The sequence below is a fragment of the Nocardioides sp. NBC_00163 genome (assembly GCF_045206295.1).
In the GTDB taxonomy this organism is placed as follows: Bacteria; Actinomycetota; Actinomycetes; order Propionibacteriales; family Nocardioidaceae; genus Nocardioides.
The window spans coordinates 4,798,138-4,817,440 of sequence record NZ_CP108155.1 but is presented as its reverse complement, the minus strand read 5'-3'; the positions used below and the strand labels follow the sequence as shown (position 1 = coordinate 4,817,440).

The 19,303-nt window shown below is 69.6% G+C and carries 17 protein-coding genes; 5 read left to right on the top strand and 12 right to left on the bottom strand.

Translation table 11 applies throughout. From position 1 onward, the window contains the following. Window positions 1-23: 23 nt before the first annotated feature. On the bottom strand, window positions 24-2,138 hold the full coding sequence (ligA, locus tag OG801_RS23115) for an NAD-dependent DNA ligase LigA (protein ID WP_406031555.1): 2,115 nt from the start codon (window positions 2,136-2,138) through the stop codon (window positions 24-26). A gap of 234 nt (window positions 2,139-2,372) precedes the next feature. On the opposite strand from ligA, the gene OG801_RS23110 reads away from it, so the two are divergent. Next, window positions 2,373-3,866 carry a hypothetical protein gene (locus tag OG801_RS23110; protein ID WP_406031554.1) on the top strand — a complete coding sequence of 498 codons (1,494 nt, stop codon included), beginning with the start codon at window positions 2,373-2,375 and terminating at the stop codon, window positions 3,864-3,866. Window positions 3,867-3,872: 6 nt separating this feature from the next. Here OG801_RS23110 and OG801_RS23105 read toward each other — a convergent pair whose 3' ends face one another. The 4 genes from OG801_RS23105 to OG801_RS23090 are packed head-to-tail and all read right to left on the bottom strand — an operon-like array spanning window position 3,873 to window position 8,294. Then, on the bottom strand, window positions 3,873-4,970 hold the full coding sequence (locus OG801_RS23105) for a hypothetical protein (protein WP_406031553.1): 1,098 nt from the start codon (window positions 4,968-4,970) through the stop codon (window positions 3,873-3,875). Between the two features lie 9 nt (window positions 4,971-4,979). After that, window positions 4,980-5,978 carry a methionine synthase gene (locus tag OG801_RS23100; RefSeq protein ID WP_406031552.1) on the bottom strand — a complete coding sequence of 333 codons (999 nt, stop codon included), beginning with the start codon at window positions 5,976-5,978 and terminating at the stop codon, window positions 4,980-4,982. Beyond that, on the bottom strand, window positions 5,975-7,075 hold the full coding sequence (mnmA, locus tag OG801_RS23095) for a tRNA 2-thiouridine(34) synthase MnmA (RefSeq protein ID WP_355020608.1): 1,101 nt from the start codon (window positions 7,073-7,075) through the stop codon (window positions 5,975-5,977). Before mnmA ends, OG801_RS23100 begins: the two co-directional genes overlap by 4 nt. 25 nt (window positions 7,076-7,100) lie before the next feature. Further along, window positions 7,101-8,294, bottom strand: a complete 1,194-nt coding sequence (locus tag OG801_RS23090; protein WP_406031551.1) for a cysteine desulfurase family protein — start codon at window positions 8,292-8,294, stop codon at window positions 7,101-7,103. 81 nt (window positions 8,295-8,375) lie between these two features. Here OG801_RS23090 and ppk2 point away from each other — a divergent pair, with 81 nt between their 5' ends. After that, complete coding sequence (ppk2, locus tag OG801_RS23085) at window positions 8,376-9,266, top strand: polyphosphate kinase 2 (RefSeq protein WP_355020610.1); 891 nt, start codon at window positions 8,376-8,378, stop codon at window positions 9,264-9,266. Here ppk2 and OG801_RS23080 read toward each other — a convergent pair. Together OG801_RS23080 and OG801_RS23075 are read right to left on the bottom strand one after the other, a co-directional pair. Next, complete coding sequence (locus OG801_RS23080) at window positions 9,185-9,928, bottom strand: phosphotransferase (RefSeq protein WP_406031550.1); 744 nt, start codon at window positions 9,926-9,928, stop codon at window positions 9,185-9,187. The genes ppk2 and OG801_RS23080 overlap by 82 nt on opposite strands. Before the next feature lie 498 nt (window positions 9,929-10,426). Next, a complete protein-coding gene (locus tag OG801_RS23075) occupies window positions 10,427-11,698 on the bottom strand; it encodes a DUF222 domain-containing protein (protein WP_406031549.1) in 1,272 nt (423 codons plus the stop codon). 452 nt (window positions 11,699-12,150) lie between these two features. Between OG801_RS23075 and OG801_RS23070 the strand changes: the two genes are divergently transcribed. Further along, entirely contained in the window at window positions 12,151-12,690 is a 540-nt protein-coding gene (locus OG801_RS23070) for a GNAT family N-acetyltransferase (protein ID WP_406031548.1), read from the top strand. A gap of 12 nt (window positions 12,691-12,702) precedes the next feature. Here the strand turns inward: OG801_RS23070 and OG801_RS23065 are convergent, their stop codons facing one another. From OG801_RS23065 to obgE, 3 genes are all read right to left on the bottom strand, one after another. Then, a complete protein-coding gene (locus OG801_RS23065; RefSeq protein WP_406031547.1) occupies window positions 12,703-13,608 on the bottom strand; it encodes an endonuclease/exonuclease/phosphatase family protein in 906 nt (301 codons plus the stop codon). Between the two features lie 65 nt (window positions 13,609-13,673). After that, window positions 13,674-14,786 (bottom strand): glutamate 5-kinase, encoded by a 1,113-nt coding sequence (proB, locus tag OG801_RS23060; RefSeq protein WP_406031546.1) that lies wholly within the window; start codon window positions 14,784-14,786, stop codon window positions 13,674-13,676. A gap of 99 nt (window positions 14,787-14,885) precedes the next feature. Further along, entirely contained in the window at window positions 14,886-16,442 is a 1,557-nt protein-coding gene (obgE, locus tag OG801_RS23055; RefSeq protein WP_355020616.1) for a GTPase ObgE, read from the bottom strand. Window positions 16,443-16,519: 77 nt separating this feature from the next. Between obgE and OG801_RS23050 the strand changes: the two genes are divergently transcribed. Further along, window positions 16,520-17,374, top strand: a complete 855-nt coding sequence (locus tag OG801_RS23050; protein WP_406031545.1) for an LLM class flavin-dependent oxidoreductase — start codon at window positions 16,520-16,522, stop codon at window positions 17,372-17,374. A gap of 149 nt (window positions 17,375-17,523) precedes the next feature. On the opposite strand, the gene rpmA is transcribed toward OG801_RS23050, so the two are convergent. Next, window positions 17,524-17,781 carry a 50S ribosomal protein L27 gene (rpmA, locus tag OG801_RS23045; protein WP_141803598.1) on the bottom strand — a complete coding sequence of 86 codons (258 nt, stop codon included), beginning with the start codon at window positions 17,779-17,781 and terminating at the stop codon, window positions 17,524-17,526. Between the two features lie 36 nt (window positions 17,782-17,817). Then, a complete protein-coding gene (gene rplU / locus OG801_RS23040) occupies window positions 17,818-18,120 on the bottom strand; it encodes a 50S ribosomal protein L21 (protein WP_160024636.1) in 303 nt (100 codons plus the stop codon). A gap of 299 nt (window positions 18,121-18,419) precedes the next feature. Between rplU and OG801_RS23035 the strand changes: the two genes are divergently transcribed. Further along, window positions 18,420-19,202 carry a DeoR/GlpR family DNA-binding transcription regulator gene (locus tag OG801_RS23035; protein ID WP_406031544.1) on the top strand — a complete coding sequence of 261 codons (783 nt, stop codon included), beginning with the start codon at window positions 18,420-18,422 and terminating at the stop codon, window positions 19,200-19,202. Window positions 19,203-19,303: the final 101 nt, after the last annotated feature.

Sequence of the window (19,303 nt, the reverse complement as noted above, 5' to 3'; positions counted from 1 at the left end):
GGCCACACTATGGGGGGTATTTTCTAGCCGAGTCCAGCGGGTCCGGCCTCCAGCAGAACCTTGAACGCCGCCTCGTCGAGGATCGGCAGGCCGAGCTCCTCGGCCTTGGCCGCCTTGGAGCCCGCGCTCTCACCGACCACGACGTAGTCGGTCTTCTTCGAGACCGACCCCGCGGCCTTGCCGCCTCGGCTGATGATCGCCTCCTTGGCGCCGTCGCGGGAGAAGTCCTCCAACGACCCGGTGACCACGATGGTCAGGCCCTCGAGGGTGCGCGCCACCGACGCGTCGCGCTCGTCTTCGAGGGAGACCCCGGCCGTACGCCACTTCTCCACGATCTCCTGGTGCCAGTCGACCTGGCGCCACTCGACGATGGCCTCGGCGATGATCCCGCCGACGCCCTCGGTGGCGGCCAGCTCCTCCTGGGCGGCGGCCCAGATGGCGTCCAGCGAGCCGAACTCGGTGGCCAGCGCCCGGGCCGCGGACGGACCGACGTGGCGGATGGAGAGCGCGACCAGCACCCGCCACAGCGGGACCTGCTTGCGCTCCTCCAGGTTGCGCAGCAGACCCAGCGCGTTGGCGTTGAGCACCCGGTCGCCGGCCCCGGCCTCCTTCTCCGCCTTCTTCGCGGCCCGGGTGAAGAACGCCGTGGTGGCGAGCTTGGCCTCGTCGAGCGAGAAGATGTCGCCCTCGTTGGTGATCACCTCGGCGGCCAGCAGCGCGTCCGCCGCCTCGTAGCCCATCCCCTCGATGTCGAAGGCACCTCGTCCGGAGGCGAAGAAGACCCGCTCCCGCACCTGCGCGGGGCAGCCGCGGTGGTTGGGGCAGCGCAGGTCCTTGTCGCCCTCCTTCTGCTCGGCGAGCGTGGTGCCGCACGCGGGGCACTCGGTGGGCATCACCCACTCCGGCAGCCCCTCGGGCCGCAGCGGCAGCACCGGGCCGAGGATCTCCGGGATCACGTCGCCTGCCTTGCGCAGAATGATGGTGTCGCCGGGGCGTACGTCCTTCCGCTTCACCTCGTGGGCGTTGTGTAGCGTCGCGCGCTCGACGGTCGAGCCGGCGACCTTGGTCGGCTCCATGACGCCGAAGGGCGTGACCCGGCCGGTGCGGCCCACGCCGACGTCGATCGCGAGCAGCTTGGCGTTGACCTCCTCCGGCGGGTACTTGTAGGCGATCGCCCACCGTGGCGCGCGGCTGGTCGAGCCGAGGCGGCGCTGCAGCGAGATGTCGTCGACCTTGATCACGACACCGTCGATCTCGTGCTCGGTGACGTCGTGTCGGTGCTCGCCGAAGTAGCTGATGAACTCCTCGACCTCGGCAAGGCTCTTGAGCACCTTGACCCGCTTGGAGGTGGGCAGCCCCCAGGCCTTCAGGGCTTCGTACGCATGCGACTGGGCGACCGGCCGGAAGCCCTGCCGGGCGCCGATGCCGTGGCAGACCATGCCGAGCTCGCGGGTCGCAGTCACGCGCGGGTCCTTCTGGCGCAGGGAGCCGGCGGCGGAGTTGCGCGGGTTGGCGAACATCGGCTTGCCCGCGTCGACCAGGGAGGCGTTGAGCTTGTCGAAGGCCTCGATCGACAAGAAGACCTCGCCGCGCACCTCGACCAGGTCGGGCACCGGGAACTCGTCGGTGCCGGTGAGCCGGTGCGGGATGGACTTGATGGTGCGTACGTTCGGGGTGACGTCCTCGCCCGTGCGGCCGTCGCCGCGGGTCAGCGCCCGCACCAGGCGGCCCTTCTCGTAGAGCAGGTTGATCGCCAGGCCGTCGACCTTGAGCTCGCACAGCAGCTCGGCCTGGCCGGCACCGTCCTTGGCGATCCGGGCATGCCAGCCGGTGAGCTCGTCGAACGAGAAGACGTTGTCGAGCGACTCCATCCGCTGCAGGTGGTCGACCGCGGTGAACTCCGTCGAGAACGTGCCACCGACCTTCTGGGTCGGCGAGTCGGGGGTACGCAGCTCGGGGAACTGCTCCTCGAGCTCGTTGATCCGGCGCCACTTCTGGTCGAAGTCGGCGTCGGAGAGCGTCGGGTCGTCGAGCACGTAGTAGCGGTAGCGAGCGTCCTCGATCTGCTCGGCGAGCTCCTGGTGCTCGTTCTTCTGCTCAGGGCCGGCGTCGGTCACGTCATCGTTCACGGGCACCATCTTGCCTGGTCCCGCCGACAATTTCCGACCACATACCCACCCGGGCGTTTTCGGCGTTTCACCAGCCCAAACGACTCTCAACGCCCTCAATATCGACGCAACCCGTCAACACCTGGGTGACGCGGCTCACGATGGAGGGTAAAGCAGGCTACCTTCCACCCCCGTCGGGAGAGGCGGGCCGACATCAATCCCCCAAGTGACCGCCTTGTGAGGTCTGCGGTGTTTTCTCGGCTCGTGGTGACGCTGTTGACGGCGCTCGCGCTCCTGCTGGCTCCGGTCGGCGCTACGCACGCGCTCGGGCTGGGGAGCGTGTTCTCCGACGCAGAGGTCGAGGTGTCGATCGTCGAGCAGTCGAAGGACGGCGTGGTACTCAATGTCCACGGCACCGACTACACCGGCAAGGATCCGGGCATCGAGATCGCGCTCAACCCGGTCGGCTACCGCGGATCGGGCACGAGGAGCACCTTCGTCAAGTCAGTCGTGATCAATCCCGACAACCCCGACGACTGGACCTACGCGTTCACTCTCGACGCCGCACAGGTCGCCGACCTCGACCCCGGCACCGACTACCAGATCATGACGATGCGCGGCGGTGGCCGCGACCTCTACGACTCTGCCGATTCGCGGGCGGTGGGCGTCCCCTTCGACTTCGATGCGCTCACTCAGCCCAGCAGCTCACCGACCCCGGAGGAGCCTTCGGACGACACGGGGTCCTCGGACGGTTCAGGCACGGGCTCGGGCACGGGCTCGGGCGGCGGTACGTCCTCGGGCCGGACCACAGGTGGCGACTCCGGCGACGGGGCCGGTGCCGGCTCCGGCGAGAAGCCGACGAAGAAGGCCTCCAAGAAGCCCTGGACCGCGCCCGAGGAGCCGCCGACGGTCAAGGGCCTGAACCTGACCGGGATCGACGACGCCTCCGTGGACGCCGAGGACGTGATCCATGCCGAGGCCTCCGGCTTCAAGCCCAACGAGACCGGCATCAGGGTCGTCGTCTACTCGACCCCGCTGGTGCTCTCGACCAGCGTCAAGGCCAACGGTCACGGCGTCGCGAAGTGGTCCGGCCGGCTTCCCAAGGACATCGGCCTCGGCAAGCACACCCTCACCTTCCAGGGCTCGGTGAACCGCGGGATCTCCTTCGTCGTGACCGGCACCCCGAGCGACGGCGAGTGCGTCCAGAGCGACTGCGCCCCGAAGACAGAGGCTGTCAAGCTGGCCGCACCGGCCGAAGAGGGCGGCGTCGGCCCGCTCACCTGGATCATCGTGGCCTCGATGATCGTTCTCGCGCTCGTGGCCAGTGCCGTCGCGCTGCTCTCCGGACGCCGCAAGCGCGAGCAGGAGTGGGACGCGCCGGGCTACGCCCAGGCCCCGCGGTATCCCGCAGACCCGCGACAGGCATCGGGGCCCTACCCGGCCCACCCTCGCCAGCAGCCCCAGTCCCGACCCGAGCCTCCGCTCCCGCGCCGGCTACCCGAGGGCCAGGAGCCGATCCGGCGCCAGCCAGGTCCGCGCCAGCCGGGCCCGCGCCAGCCCGATCCTCGCCAGCCCGTTCCGCGTCAGCCGAGCCACCGCCAGCCGGGTCCCCAGCACCTGGAACCGCAGCACGCGGCTCCCCAACTGCAGCCCGCTCGTCGCCAGCCGCGGCCGCCCGAGTCGTTCGCACCGCCGAGCCAGCGGGGTCAGGCCTACGACAGCCCGACCTACGAGGGCCAGCGGGTCGCCGGACGCTGAGCGCGCTCAGCCGACCAGCGACTCACCCCGGCTGGCGGTCTCGGCCGCAACCGTCGGCCACAGCGTCTCCAACGCCACCTCGAGCCCGGACAGGACCGGGTCGAGGTCGTCGCCGGGGAACGGTGCGGGCGCCTGCTGGCGTACGACCGCGCAGAACGCGGGAAGGTCACCCTCCGCCTCATGGCAGCGGACGGTCTCGGCCGACCCGTCGCTCCAGCCGTCGTAGCCGTCGGTGTCGCCCTTGGAGCAGGTGAGGGTCGTGGGGCACTTCCGCTTCCCGGCGGGCAGGTTCGGGGCATGGACCGCCGTGACGGTGCCGCCGGGGGTGGTGCCGACGACGCCGAAGGCACCCTTGCCGTAGGCCGAGACGTCGGCCTTCTCGAAGGAGTCGATGTCGGCGTACGCCTTGGTCTCGAGCAGTCCCGCCGCGATCGCCCCGGCGGTCAGAGCGACCTCGTCGGTGCCGTTGGCACCCTCCGAGGGAAAGCCGCTGACCTGTGCCTTCGTCATCTTCATGGTCGTCTTCGTGCCGAGGCGCGGGTCGGTGACCAGAGCGACCAGATCGTCCACGCTCACCTCGAGATCGAGCTTGCGGGGGTCGCCGGTGATCTTCTCGCCAACGTACGCGGCCCGGCGCTCCACTCCCCCGGACGCATGCGAGACCATCAGCTGACCGGGGGTGCCGTCGTCGGTGGCGAGGTCCCAGGCGACAGTCGAGGTGCCGGTAGCGGCCTTCATCTCGACACAGCCCGACATGCCGTCGTGGCACCAGGTCGAGAGCAGGTCGTCGTCGACCGCGCCGGCCTTGACCTCCAACGAGTGGTCGGCTCCCCACAGGAGCACGGTGCCGACCTCGTCCTGCTCGAAGTAGACGTCGCCGCCCTCGAACGCCTCCGGCTGTACGGGCACGCGCTGGAGCGTGATCGCCGCGATCGCCTCGGGAGTCGCGGGCTGGTTGCCGGGCCTAAGATCGGCCGGGTCGATGCTCGCCGCCTGTGTCGGCCTGGGCTTCTCGTCCGCCTCGGCCGCCTCACTCACGTCGTCGCTGCCACAGCCGGTGAGCAGAAGAGCCGCGGCCAGCAGTGCCATCCCCCGTTTTTGCATGAGGGGAATCTACGCCACGTGACGTGCACTTTCGGTGAGGATTCGCAGGACGGTGCGAGCCCATCGCCCGTCGGCGCCGGCGAGGCCGCACGCGGGCGTCAGCACGATGTCGTGGGCAGCATCCAGGCCGAGCATGTCGAGCCAGCGCTCCACGGTCTCGGTGACCGACTTGTCGGTGGGCGCGGCGCCCGCCGGAGCGATCGCGGGGACCACACCGAGCGCGACCGTGTCGCCCGCCTCCAGGGCCGTGGCCAGGTCGTCGTGGTCGGCGGCGGTGAGCTGGGTCAGGTCGACGCTGATCCCCTTCGCCCCGGCCCTGCGGACCAGGTCCAGCGGGGTCCCGGGTGCGCACGAGTGCACCCACGGGATCGCACCCTCCTCGGCGATCGCGCCGAGCACCCACTCCAATGCCTGGGAGGCCTCGGGAAGGTCGATGCTGCGGTGCTTGCCGAACCCCGAGGCGGTCGGCACCTGGGCGTTGAGCACGGCGCTCAGCGCCGGCTCGTCGACCTGGACGACCAGCGTGTCCGCGCCCGGGAGGCGACGGCGTACGTCGCGGATGTGGGTGCGTACGCCGTCGGCCAGCGCCTGCGCCAGGTCACGCCGGGCGCCGTGGTCGGCGAGCAGCTTGTCACCACGCGGCCGCTCGACCGTGGCGGCGAGGGTCCAGGGTCCGGCGACCTGGACCTTGAACGCGCCGCCGCCGGAGGTGAGCGGAGAGTCCTGGACCAGCTCCTCGACGGTGTCGAGGTCCTGGGCGAGCAGGCTGCGGGCACGCCGGTGGTCGACCCCGGCGGAGCCGGAGGTGCCGGTCAGGCGCCAGCCCGCGGGCTGCAGGTCGGCGTCGAGCCCCTCGAGGACGGCCAGCGCCCGGCCGGTCATGTTCGCGATCGCGCCACGCGCCGGCAGCTCGGGAAGGTGCGGCAGGTCGGTGAGCTCGCCGAGCACGACGCGGCAGGCCTCTGCGTAGTCCTCACCAGGCAGCGACCCGACTCCGGTAGCTCTCACGCGAGAGCCACCCGGCGGGTGTTGGAGATGGTGACCGAGCCGACGACTCGGGTGCCTTCGTAGATGACCGCTGCCTGGCCGGGCGCGATGCCGTAGGCGGGGTCGAGCAGCTCGATCTCGGCCCCCTCGGGGACCACCGTCACCCGGGCCCGGTGCTCGTCGCCGTGCGCGCGCAGCTGGACGGTGCCCTCGAGGACGCCCTCGGGCGCACGCCCGGCCCACCGCGGCCGGATCCCGGAGAGGCCGTCGACGGCCAGGTGCTCTCGGGGCCCGACGGTGACCGTGCCGGAGACCGGCTCGATGTCGAGCACGAACCGCGGCTTCCCGTCCGGCGCCGGCTTGCCGAGGCGGAGGCCCTTGCGCTGCCCGATCGTGTAGGCGTACGTCCCCTGGTGCTCGCCCAGGACCTCACCGGTCTCGTCGACGATGGGCCCGGACTCGTTGGGCGCCCGGTCGCCCAGCTTCTCGCGCAGCCAGCCGGCGTTGTCGCCGTCGGCGACGAAGCAGATGTCGTGGGAGTCGGGCTTGTCGGCGACGAGCAGGCCACGGCGAGCCGCCTCCTCACGCACCAGCGGCTTGGGGGTGTCGCCGAGCGGGAACAGCGAGTGCTCGAGCTGGGCCTGGTCGAGCACGCCGAGCACGTAGGACTGGTCCTTGCCGGCGTCGACGGCGCGGTGCAGCTCGACGAGCCCGTCGGCGCCGTTGCGAAGCGTCGCGTAGTGGCCGGTCGCGACCGCGTCGAAGCCGAGCGCGAGCGCCCGGTCCAGCACGGCGGCGAACTTGATCTTCTCGTTGCAGCGCAGGCAGGGGTTGGGGGTGCGCCCCTCGGCGTACTCCGACATGAAGTCCTCGACCACGTCCTCGTGGAAGCGGTCGGAGAGGTCCCAGACGTAGAACGGGATCCCGATCACGTCCGCGGCACGGCGGGCGTCGTTGGAGTCCTCGATCGTGCAGCACCCGCGGGCGCCGGTGCGGTAGGACGCCGGGTTGCGCGAGAGCGCCAGGTGGACGCCGGTGACGTCGTGGCCAGCCTCCTTCGCGCGGGCGGCCGCGACGGCGGAGTCCACTCCCCCGGACATGGCGGCGACGACTCTCATCCCCGTTCCCATCAGCAGAGTCCCATCAGCGCTGCAACCCCGCAGCCCGGCCGCGCTCGACCGCAGGCCCGATGGCCGCGACCAGCCGGTCCACGTCCTCGGCGGTCGTGGTGTGCCCGAGCGAGAAGCGCAGCGAGGAGCGCGCCTGCTCATCCGACTGGCCCATGGCCAAGAGCACGTGAGAGGCCTGAGGTACGCCGGCCGAGCACGCCGCACCGGTCGAGCACTCGACCCCGGCGGCGTCGAGCAGCATCAGCAGCGAGTCGCCCTCGCACCCGGGGAAGGCGATCTGGGCGTTGTTGGGCAGCCGGTGACGGCCCAGCGGCGCGAGGGCCGGGCCGTTGAGGTGGGAGTTCGGAACGACCGCCAGCACCTGCTCGACCAGCTGGTCGCGCAGGGCGCCGACCCGGGTCGCGTACGCCTCCTGCTCCTTGACCGCGAGCTCGACGGCGGCCGCGAAGCCGACGATGGCCGCGGTGGCGTGGGTGCCGCTGCGTACGTCTCGCTCCTGGCCGCCTCCGTGGACCAGCGCCGTCAGCTCGAGCTCGCGGCGCACGACGAGCGCCCCGGCGCCCACCGGGCCGCCGAGCTTGTGGCCGGTCAGCGAGAGCGCGTCGACGCCGCTGGTGGCGAAGTCGACCGGCACCGAGCCGACCGCCTGGACGGCGTCGGAGTGGACCGGGATGCCGTACTCGGCGGCGATCTCGGCGATCTCGGCGACGGGCTGCAGCGTGCCGACCTCGTTGTTGGCCCACATCACCGAGATGAGCGCCACCGAGGCGGGATCGCGCTCGATGGCCTCTTTCATCGCGGCGAGGTCGATGCGCCCGGTCGCGTCGCACGGGACGAGCTCGACCTGTGCTCCCTCGGTCGACTCCAGCCAGTGCAGCGGGTCGAGCACGGCGTGGTGCTCGACGGTGGAGGCCAGGATGCGGGTGCGCGCCGGGTCCTGGCCGCGGCGGGCCCAGTAGGCACCCTTGAGCGCGAGGTTGTCCGCCTCGGTGCCACCGGAGGTGAAGACGACCTCACCCGGCCGGGACCCGAGCGCCGCGGCGATCCGTTCTCGGGACTCCTCCAGCACCCGGCGGGCCCGGCGACCCGATGCGTGCAGCGAGCTCGCGTTGCCGACCAGTGCCAGCTCCGCGGTCATCGCCTCGATCGCCGCCGAGGCCATGGGAGTGGTGGCGGCGTGGTCCAGATAGACGGTCCGGGCATTCATCGTCTACCAAGGTTACGGCCCTATGGCGATGCTTGCTGAAACGTCGACGCCCGTTCACCTCCTCTGCCTAAGGTCGTGTGCATGTCCCAGGGATTCCGCGAGTACATCGACAACCTGATCACCGAGGGTCACACGATCGGCGAGGATCACGATGACGACCCCGTACTCCTGGACCCGGCCGGCAAGGCAGTCGACACCTGGCGCGAGAACTATCCCTACACCGAGCGGATCGCGCGCGAGGTCTACGACGAGCAGAAGTACCTTCTCCAGGTCGAGCTGCTGAAGTTCCAGCGCTGGAACGACCGCGTCGGCGGCAAGCACGTACTGCTCTTCGAAGGCCGGGACGCGGCCGGCAAGGGCGGCACGATCAAGCGGTTCATGGAGCACCTCAACCCTCGCTACGCCCGCACGGTCGCGCTGTCCAAGCCGTCGGACCGTGAGTCGCAGCAGTGGTTCTTCCAGCGGTACGTCCAGCACCTGCCCACCGCGGGCGAGATGGTCCTCTTCGACCGCTCCTGGTACAACCGCGCCGGCGTCGAGCGGGTCATGGGCTTCGCCTCCGACGACCAGTACGAGCAGTTCATGCACCAGGTGCCGCTCTTCGAGCAGATGCTCGTCGACTCCGGTATCACGCTCACGAAGTTCTGGTTCTCGGTGGGACGATCGGAGCAGCGGACCCGCTTCATCATCCGCCAGATCGACCCGGTACGGCAGTGGAAGCTCTCCCCGATCGACGTGCAGTCGTTGGACAAGTGGGACTCCTACACATCCGCCAAGGAGGAGATGTTCCGCCGCACCGACACCGACTGGGCGCCCTGGACCACGATCCGCTCCAACGACAAGAAGCGCGCCCGCCTCAATGCGATGCGCTACTTCCTCGCCCACCACGACTACGACGAGAAGGACCCAGAAGTCGTCGGCACCCCCGACCCCCTCATCGTCCAGCGAGGCATCGACGCCGTCGGCGACTGACCGATAGCCCGGCCACAGGATGCGCCGCGACGAACGCCCCGCGCACATCCGCCGGCGTCGGACGCCAGTGGTGGTAGCGGGTCCCGCGCCCAGATGATGTTGGCCGACCTGAAGTCGTTGCCGACCAGCTGGGCGCCCGGTGCCGGCGGCTCGTCGGTGGGGATCAGCTCCGGGTAGTCGGCCATCGCCGCATGCATCCTCGCGAGCATCTCGCCCGCAGCCCTGACCTGCTCGGGATCGGTGATGTCCAACAGCTCACCATCGACCACCCGCTGCAGCCCGAGCGAGAACCCGTCGACCTCCACCTGGACCCTGCCGTCCCGAGCCGCCTGCGGGATCGACACAGGTATCCCACGCTCCCCCAGCCACACTGTGAGCCGCGCGATCACCGCCAAGCGCGCAAACACGCGTGGCCGCATCGACCACTTGGCGATCATCCGACAGCCGTCGACGGTGATCCACGCCAGACAGTTGGCATCGCTGACCACCAGCCGTTCACAGCCAGCCACCCTCAGCCCCCAGTGCTCGGCCAGTACGCCGGTCAACCAGTCCGTCGCCTCTACCGCGGAGGCGAAGCCGAACCGCTCGGTCAGCGCGGCATCTGGATCGGCCGACTCCCAGAGCATGCTGATCGGCGTAGTCAGCGCTTCGGCTTCGGTCATGGGTCGCAGTCAAGCAGGTGGGGTGTGGGCGTTGTTGGGTGTTGCGTGGTGCTCAATCTTCGATTGGCTGGGGCCGCCGACCCTTTCGGGGAAGGTGTTCTCGAGTCGGCGGCGGGGTTTGGCGCGGATTCCTTTGGTTGGGTACGGGCTTGGAATTTCGGGCCGGCCGCTCCTGGCGGCGGAGGCTCTGCTCGTGCTTTTACAAGACGATGACACCTTGTGAACGCTTCACGAGCATGGCCAGGGATATGGGCGTCGACGATGCCTGTCGTGGCGGCTCGCGCAGGCGGACGGGCAGGGTCATCTGGCCACGCGTACAGCGCCCGGCAGGATTTCCAGATGCAGTGGGCCGGTTCGGGCTGGCGTACTCGGAGAAGATCCCGGGGCTGGCGGCTGCACCGCGGCAGCGGCAAGACCAGAAGTTGCGCGAGGACTCAGATCAGCGAGCGCTGCATGGGGTCCGATGAATCCGGGCACGCCAGCGCAGGCCGCCCCGGATCAGCCGGTTCGGGTACGCCGAGTGAACCGGATCCGACCATCCGGAAGTCGCTCATACCCGTAGTTGGCGTCGTGTATTCGGCGATGGTCACTGGGACACAACAGCACCATGTTTGCCAGGTCGGTTCGGCCGCCTCCGGACCAGGGTTTCAAGTGATGCGCTTCGGTCCAGGCCGCTGGGGCGTCGCAGTCTTCGGCTTGGCAACACTTGTCTCGTAGCCGGAGGGCGCGGTGTTGGATCGGATATGCCAACCGGGCGGTCCTGCCGAAGTCGAGGATCTCGGAATCGGTGCCCAACACGACCGGGACCAGATCTGCGTTGCAGGCCATCCGGCGGGCCTCGGCGGCGGTGATCTGCTCACCGTCGAACCCCAACGCCGCGGTGCCGAGTTCCTTGCGGAGGTCCTCCACGCTCATGGTGATGAACACCGTGGTGCCGTGCCCACCGTGCCGGGGCAACTGGTCCACGTCGTAGGTCTCGACCACCCGAGCGAACGCCTGACCCAGCAGCCGGTCATACGGTGCTTTGCGGCCTTTGTCCTCGGCCGAGAGCTTCCTCGGCTGGGCCAGCGAGTCCAGGAGGGTCCGCAGCCGCATCCCGATGGCACAGGAGACGCGGGCGTGGATGTCGATGGTGCCGTCGCCGTTGTCGCGGGAGGAGAAGAAGGTGCGCCGCTGGGCGTGCTCCTCTTCACGCTGCAAAGCCTTGGCTTCAGCGGCTTCGAATCGTTCGGGGTCGATCTCGCTCAGGATCCGTCGCCCGACGATCTTCAACTCGTTCGCCGTCAACTGGCTGGCGTAGTCGACCAGGAGCTTCTCGGCGAGGATCAGGTCCTCGGCGCTGGCGGCGGGGTCGGTCTCGATCTGGTTGAGGGTTTGGGTGATCACTCTTGCCTTGTCCTGGGACACGACGCCTTCAGCCAGGCCGGCGGCCACGAGGTCGTACTTCGCGACCCCGGCGGCGAGTTTCACCTGTGAGCGGGCCACTGCCTTGTCGACGAGGAGCTCGGTCCGCATCCACCCGGAGGCGTCCTTGGCGCCGGTCTCTTCGGCGATATCACCAGCCGTGGCGAGCACCCGCAGCTTCAACGCAGCCTGTTGGGCCTGCAGCTTCTCCAGACGCTCGAGGAGGTCTTTCTTCTGCCCGGTGCGCCAGTAGGCGGGGTCGGTGGCGAGAAGTTCTTGGAGGGCGGTCTCGATGGCCTTCAAGGCGGCGTCGATCAGGTCGCCGGGGTTGGTGCCCCAGTGGTCGATCGAGCGGCCGAGACTCATCGCCATCCCTCCCTTCAAAGAGGTGTTGTGATGGGTCTGATTCTACGCATTCAGCCCTGCTCTTGCCATCTATTTTCCCAGGTCAAAGCGCATTTTCGCAGTGAGTGAACGGCCTAGCATCTGTGGATGGTAAGTGGCCCGAAGGGCCGCCCTTCCGCCCCATCAACCTCACCTGTCCCAAGCAAGTATCCGCTGCGCCACACCCGGGCCGCCGCCCCGATAGCCAGCCAATTTTTTTTCTCGACGGTCCCCGGTGTCAAGGATCGCCGCAGGCGACCGGCGAAGCCGGCGGCCGAAGGCCGTCCTTTACTCCGGGGACCGTCGAGAAGACCCTCCAAGAAAGGGTCGGCGGCCCACCCCAACCAAGAAGCACAGACCCGACGAACCAGAACCACCCACGTACAACCCAAAAGGCCCCTGACCAACCCCGAACCCAGCTACCGTCCAAGAGCATGAAACCCCTGGGCGACGTCCCCTGGCCCCCAGACCCGATCGTCACCGAGCGCCTGATCCTCCGAGAGACCAGGACGGAAGACAGACCAGGTCTGGCCAAGCTTCTCTCGGACGAGGAAGTACAGGCCTACCTCGGCGGCCCGCAGCACACCCGAGAGGAGCTGGAGCAGCTGATCCCGGAGGATCCGAACACCAGGCCCGGAATCTTCGCCGTCGAGCACGCGGGCGAGTTCATCGGAAGGATCACGATCCAGCGCCGCGATCGGGCGTGGGCACACCACGTACGCGAGGAGGGCGACGAGGTCGAGCTCGGCTACGAGTTTCTTCCGACATCGTGGGGCGCAGGCATCGCGACCGAAGCGACGCGCGCGGCCCTCGGCTGGATCGAGAAGACGCTCCCGGGTGAGCCGGTCGTCCTCACCACCCAGGTGGCCAACGAACGCTCCCTACGCCTGGCCCGCAGGCTCGGGTTCGTCGAGGTGGAGCGGTTAGAGGCCTACGGCGCAGAGCAGTGGTTCGGGGCCCTCAAGACCGGCTAGCCCGGCGGAGCCTCACTCCTCGGGAGTACCGAGGTAGGCGACCAGCGCCAGGTGGTCCGAGCCCGGGACCTCGACCGTCTTCGTCGCCAGCGCGACCAGGTCATCCCCGATCAGGACATGGTCGATCGCGGTCGAAGGCGGAAGAGGTACGCCGGCGAAACCCTCGGTCGGCCAGGTGGGCTGCCATCCGGCGTTGCTGGCCCGGGCCGCGTCCTGCAGGTCTGCGTCGTCGAGCAGCCGCCGGACCGTGTGGTGGTCGAGCGAGGCGTTCAGGTCGCCCAGGACGAGGTCGGGCTTCTCCGCGGCCGCCTCCTCGATCATCAGCTCCTGCTCGGCAGGCCAGGTTGCGAGCGTGGGCGGCGCCGGGTGCGCGACGACGACCCGCCACTCCCCCACGTCGGCGACCCACGACCCCATCGCCGTGTCGATCCGGCGCGACTTGGTGATCGGCTGGTCGGCGAAGATCATCGTGCCCATGGTGCCGGGTGCGGCCTCGCCGATCCGGTAGGGCAGCTGGTCGCGCAGCGTCCTCGACAGCTTCGCGAACGCCTCCGGGGTGATCTCCTGGATGGCGAGCACGTTGACCTTGTGCGCACGCACCGTCTCGACCACGACGTCGGTGTCGCCCTTGCCCTCGAGAAGGTTGGTGGTCATCACGGTCAGCGGCTCACCGGCGCTGGTCGCGCGGGATCCCGCATAGAGCGGTGCCTGCCAGGCCACGTGCACCGCCAAGAACAGCGCGACGACCCCGGCGACGACCGCGAGCCGGATCCGGCCGGGACCGGTGGCCAGCCAGACCAGGACCAGGACCGCGACCAGGCACAGGGCGTACAACCCGACGCCAAAGGGCGCGAACGCGGCCAGGCGCACTGCCCGCAGGTCGGTGCTCGCCAGCGCCCGGGAGAATGTGATCGCCAACGCTGGCAGGCCACAGAGGACGAGCACTCCCCACGCCAGCGCCAAGGGAACCCACCGTGCTCTGCTCACAACACGACCAGGTCGTCGCGGTGGATGACCTCCCGAGCGTACGCAGCCCCGAGATTGGCCTCGAGATAGCCGGAGGACCGCCCGGCCAGCCTCGGGATCTCGTCGGCGTCGTAGTTCACCAGGCCGCGCGCGACGGCCACGCCCGACGGGTCGACGACGTCGACCGGGTCGCCGGCATGGAACGCGCCGGAGTAGCCGGTGACCCCCGCGGCGAGGAGCGAGGCGCCGCGGCGACTGATCGCGGCGACCGCACCGGCGTCGACCGTGATCGAGCCGACCGGCTCGGTCGCGTGCTGAAGCCACAGCAGACGCGCGGGGCGTCGTTTGCCGACGGCATGGAACAGGGTGCCGACGGCCTCGCCCGCGAGCGCAGCCTCTGCCTGAGCGGCCGAGGTCAGCACGACCGGGACGCCGTCGTCGACAGCGATCCGGGCGGCCTCCAGCTTGGTCACCATGCCCCCTGTGCCGACTCCGGCGGCACCGGCCTTGCCGATGGTCACGCCGTCGAGGTCGGCCGGCGAGGCGACCTCGTCGATCCGCCGCGAGCCGGGCTGGGACGGCGGCGCGTCGTAGAGCGCGTCGACGTCGCTGAGCAGCACCAGCAGGTCGGCCTTGACCAAGTGGGCCACCAGTGCCGCAAGCCTGTCGTTGTCGCCGAACCGGATCTCGGAGGTGGCCACGGTGTCGTTCTCGTTGACGATCGGGAGCACACCCAGGTCGAGCAGCTTCGACAGCGTCGCGTCGGCGTTGCGATAGTGGGCCCGCCGGTTCAGGTCATCGACCGTGAGCAGCACCTGACCTGCGATGATGCCGTGTCGGGCGAGCTCGTCTGTGTAACGGTGAACGAGCAGCCCCTGCCCCACGCTCGCCGCCGCCTGCTGCTTGGCCAGCGCCCGCGGACGCTTGGCCAGCCCCAACGGCGACAGCCCGGCCGCGATCGCCCCGGAGGAGACCAGCACGACCTCGGCGCCGGTGGCCCGGGTCTTGGCGAGCACGTCGACCAAGGCGCTCACCCGGTCGGGGTCGATGCCCCCTGCGGCCGTCGTCAGCGACGACGATCCGACCTTGACCACCACCCGGCGTGCCCCGGTCACGACCTCGCGCTGCACCGATCCCCCTCGTACGTCAGCCTGTGCTCTCCGCTGCACCGGATCCTACCGGCGCCGACGCCGCTCGATCCGCCGGTTTCCGCTGGTCGGGCGGGGCCGCTACTCCCCCGAGCGTGTTCTTGAGTCCGCCGACGGGTCGTCCTCGGCCCAGTCCGGGTCGTCCTCCCCGCCGATCTCGTACGCCACCGGGCCGGCCCCGTCGCGCAGCCGGCGGGCGACGTCGGCGCGGGCTTCGTACTCTTCCTTGGTCTCCATCCCGGCGTCGATCTCGCGTCGCCGCGAGGCAGCGGGCCGCTCCTCGTAGAAGCGCTGGTCCTCACCGCGGCGGCCGAGCATCTCGGCACCGGTGTCGATCGAGGGACGGAAGTCGAAGACGACCGAGTTCGCCGGGTCGCCGATGATGACGGTGTCGCCCTCCTCGGCGCCGAGCTCGACCAGGCGCTTCTCGACGCCGAGCCGGTTGAGGCGGTCGGCGAGATAGCCGACGGCCTCCTCGTTCTCGAAGTCGGTCTGCCGCACCCAGCGCTCGGGCTGCGGGCCGCGTACGAGGAATTCGCCGTTCTTCGACACCTTGACCGTGAACCCGTTCTTGCCCTCAACGCCCTCGGGGCGCAGCACGATCCGGGTCGGCGGCGCCACCGCGACGTCCTTGCGGGAGTCAGCGACGATCTCGGCCATCGCGTAGATCAGCTGCTGGGTGCCCTCGCCGGAGGCGGCGGAGATCTCGAAGACCTTCATCCCGCGCTTCTCGAACTCGCCGATGGTCATCTCGGCGATCTCGCGACCGTCGGGGACGTCGACCTTGTTCAGCGCGACCAGCCGGGGACGGTCCTCGAGGCCGCCGTGGCGGGAGAGCTCGTTCTCGATGACGTCGAGGTCGTCGACCGGGTTGCGGCCCGGCTCGATGCTCGCGGTGTCGATGACGTGGACGAGCGCGGCACAGCGCTCGATGTGGCGCAAGAACTCGTGACCGAGGCCGCGACCGTCGGCGGCACCCTCGATCAGGCCCGGCACGTCGGCGACGGTGAAGGTGATCTCGCCGCCCTTCACGACGCCGAGGTTGGGCACCAAGGTCGTGAACGGGTAGTCGGCGATCTTCGGCCTGGCGCGCGAGATCGCCGCGATCAGGGACGACTTGCCGGCGCTCGGGAACCCGACCAGGCCGATGTCGGCGACGACCTTGAGCTCCAGCCCGATCTCTCGCGCCTCACCCGGCTCGCCGAGGAGCGCGAAGCCGGGAGCCTTGCGCTTGGAGGAGGCCAGTGCCGCGTTGCCGAGCCCGCCACGGCCGCCCTCGGCGATGACCAGCTCGGAGCCCGGGCCGACCAGGTCGGCGAGGACGTTGCCGTTCATGTCGGTCACCACGGTGCCGTCGGGGACGGAGAGCACCATGTCCTCGCCGTGGGCACCGTTCTTGTGGTCACCGGCGCCCTGCCCGCCGTTGGGGGCCTTGCGCTTGGGACTGTGGTGGTAGTCGATCAGGGTGGTCACATCGGGGTCGACGCGCAGGATGATCGACCCGCCAGGGCCGCCGTTGCCGCCGTCGGGACCGCCCAGCGGCTTGAACTTCTCGCGGTGAACCGACGCCACCCCGTGTCCGCCGCGACCGGCCTCGACGTGGAGGGTGACGCGGTCGACGAAGGTGGGTACAGCCATGTCTCCAGCCTACCGACGGCACGCCCCACACCTGTTATCCGCGCGACGAGTCGCAGCCTCGGGTGCAGACTGTGCGCATGCGTGTGGGAACAGTGATGTGGCCGATCGAGGACTGGCCGGCGATGGGCGAGCGTTGGGTGCAGGCCGAGCAGCTCGGGTTCGAGACGGCGTGGGTCTACGACCACCTGGCCTGGCGCGGGCACAGCCCGTGGGAGGAGGCGTTCACGTCGATGGCGGCCGCGGCCGCCCTGACCTCCACGATCCGGCTGGGCACGCTGGTCACCACCCCGAACTTCCGTACGCCGATCCCGACCGCCGCGGCGATCCGCAGCCTCGACCGGATCTCCGGTGGGCGCGTGACGATCGGCATCGGCGCGGGCGGCGACGACCACACCTCCGACGGGGACGTGCTCGGGCGGGAGTTCACGCCTCGCGAGCGCGCCGACCGGTTCGCGGAGTGGACCCGCACCGTCGACCAGCTGCTGCGCGACTCGCCGGTGACCATCGACGGCGAGCACTGGCAGACCCACGAGGTCACCGTCTCCCCCGGTCAGGTGCAGCATCCCCGCACCCCGCTGTGGCTGGCCGGCAACGGCCCGCGCGGGATCCGGCTCGCTGCCGAGGTCGGCGACGGGTGGATCGCCAATCCGCAGAGCGACGACCCGAAGGCGTACGTCGCCCAGCGGCTCGACATGCTCCGTACGGCCTGCGAGAAGGCCGGCCGGGACTTCGACGCGATGCCGAAGCTCTTCATGTCCGGCTTCACCGACGAGCCGTGGACCGAGTCGGCCGACGCGTTCGAGGACCTCGCCGGCTCCTACGCCGAGATCGGGATCACCGACATCGCGATCCACTGGCCGCGTGCCGGGACCCGCTGGGAGGTCTCCTGGGACACCTTCGAGGCGATCGCGGCTCGCGCGGCGTACGTCTGATCCTTCGTCAAGGTATGCAGGTCAAGGCGCACATCCCCAGCGGAGCTCCGCAAGGGATGTGCGCCCTCGTCTGCATCCCTTGACGAAGGAACACCCAAAACGCCGAAGGGCCCTCTCCGTAATGGAGAGGGCCCTTCGAAAATCCTGGCTCAGGCGTCAGCCGGAACGATGTTGATCACGCGGCGGCCGCGGCGCTTGCCGAACTCGACCGCGCCGGGCTGCAGGGCGAACAGGGTGTCGTCGCCGCCACGGCCGACGTTGGTGCCGGGGTGGAAGTGGGTGCCACGCTGGCGGACGATGATCTCGCCGGCGCTGACGACCTGGCCGCCGAAGCGCTTCACGCCGAGGCGCTGGGCGTTGGAGTCGCGACCGTTCTTGGTGCTTGCCGCACCCTTCTTGTGTGCCATCTTCTCAGTCCTTTAAGTGTCTCTAGAACGCCGGAATCAGGCGTTAATCGCGGTGACCTTGACCTGGGTGTACTTCTGACGGTGACCCTGGCGCTTCTTGTAGCCGGTCTTGTTCTTGTACTTCTGGATGATGATCTTCGGGCCCTTGGAGGCACCGACGATCTCAGCAGCAACCGAAGCCTTGTCGAGGCCGGTCGAGGTCACGTTCTCGCCGTCGACCAGGAGGACCACGGGCAGCGAGACGGCCGAGCCGTTCTCACCGTCGAGGCGGTCGATCTCGATGACGTCGCCGACAACGACCTTCTGCTGCTTGCTGCCAGCCTTCACGATCGCGTACACCGCGGTCTCCTTCATTGCTCCGAACTCAAAGTCTTGTGTCGACCCGCGGCAAGGCAGACCGGACCCCGAAGCGATAGGTGCCAGCAGATGCCTGCAGGAACGGCGCACTGCGCACGCCGAGATTCAATCTTACGTACGCGGCGAGGTAGCCGCAAAACGCCGCGGCACCGTCCGCCCGACAGTGTCGACACGAAGTGCCGACGCCATGGTGCCTCAGAACCCCGCAATCACACCAACCGGGCGCCCGGTTCGGCGACAACCCCTACGAACCGGGCACGATTCCGGGCATGATGGCGCCCATGACGTCCACCGAACCGTCGCTCGCGAACGAGGCCCGGCAGGAGGAGATCCTGGCGCGCGCACGCACGACCGGCCGGGTGTCGGTGACCGATCTGGCGCCCGATCTCGGGGTGAGCGTCGAGACGATCCGGCGCGACCTCAAGGTGCTCGCCGACCGCGGCGTCGTGGAGAGGGTCTACGGTGGCGCGGTCGCCCTGGAGAGCGGCAGCTTCGAGACCTCCCTCGAGTTCCGCGCGGGCCGCGACGTCGACGAGAAGCACCGGATCGCTCGCGCCGCCCTCCAGCACCGGCACGGCGCCGAGACGATATACATCGACGAGGGCACGATGCCGCAGTTCCTCGCCGAGGAGATCCTCGGTCAGGGGCCGGCGACGATCATCACCCCCTCGCTCCCGGTGGCCACGCGTCTCTCCGCGGACCCGGACCTCACCGTGATCGTCCTGGGCGGGCGGGTCCGCACCATCACCCGGGGCGTCGTGGACCAGTGGGCGACCCGGATGCTCGCCGACCTGGTGATCGACCTCGCCTACATCGGCGCCAACGGGATCTCCCGCGAGCAGGGCCTGACCACTCAGGACCCCTCGGTGGCCGCGGTGAAGCGGACCGCCATCGAGCGCTCCAGGAGGCGGATCTTCTTCGGCGCCCACACCAAGTTCGGGGCCTCCAGCCTGTGCCGTTTCGCTGGCGTACGCGACTTCGAGCTGCTCATCACCGGCACCGAGCTGCCGGCCTCCGAGGCCCGCCGGTTCTCGGCCCTCGGCCCCCGGGTCGTACGCGCCTGAGACGAGGGCTGAGAACGGGCAGCAACCGGGCGCTTCGGGCGCACCGACCGGGCTAGGGGGTCTGGCCCGAATTACGCCATCGTGGTCCGTGATGACAGTCA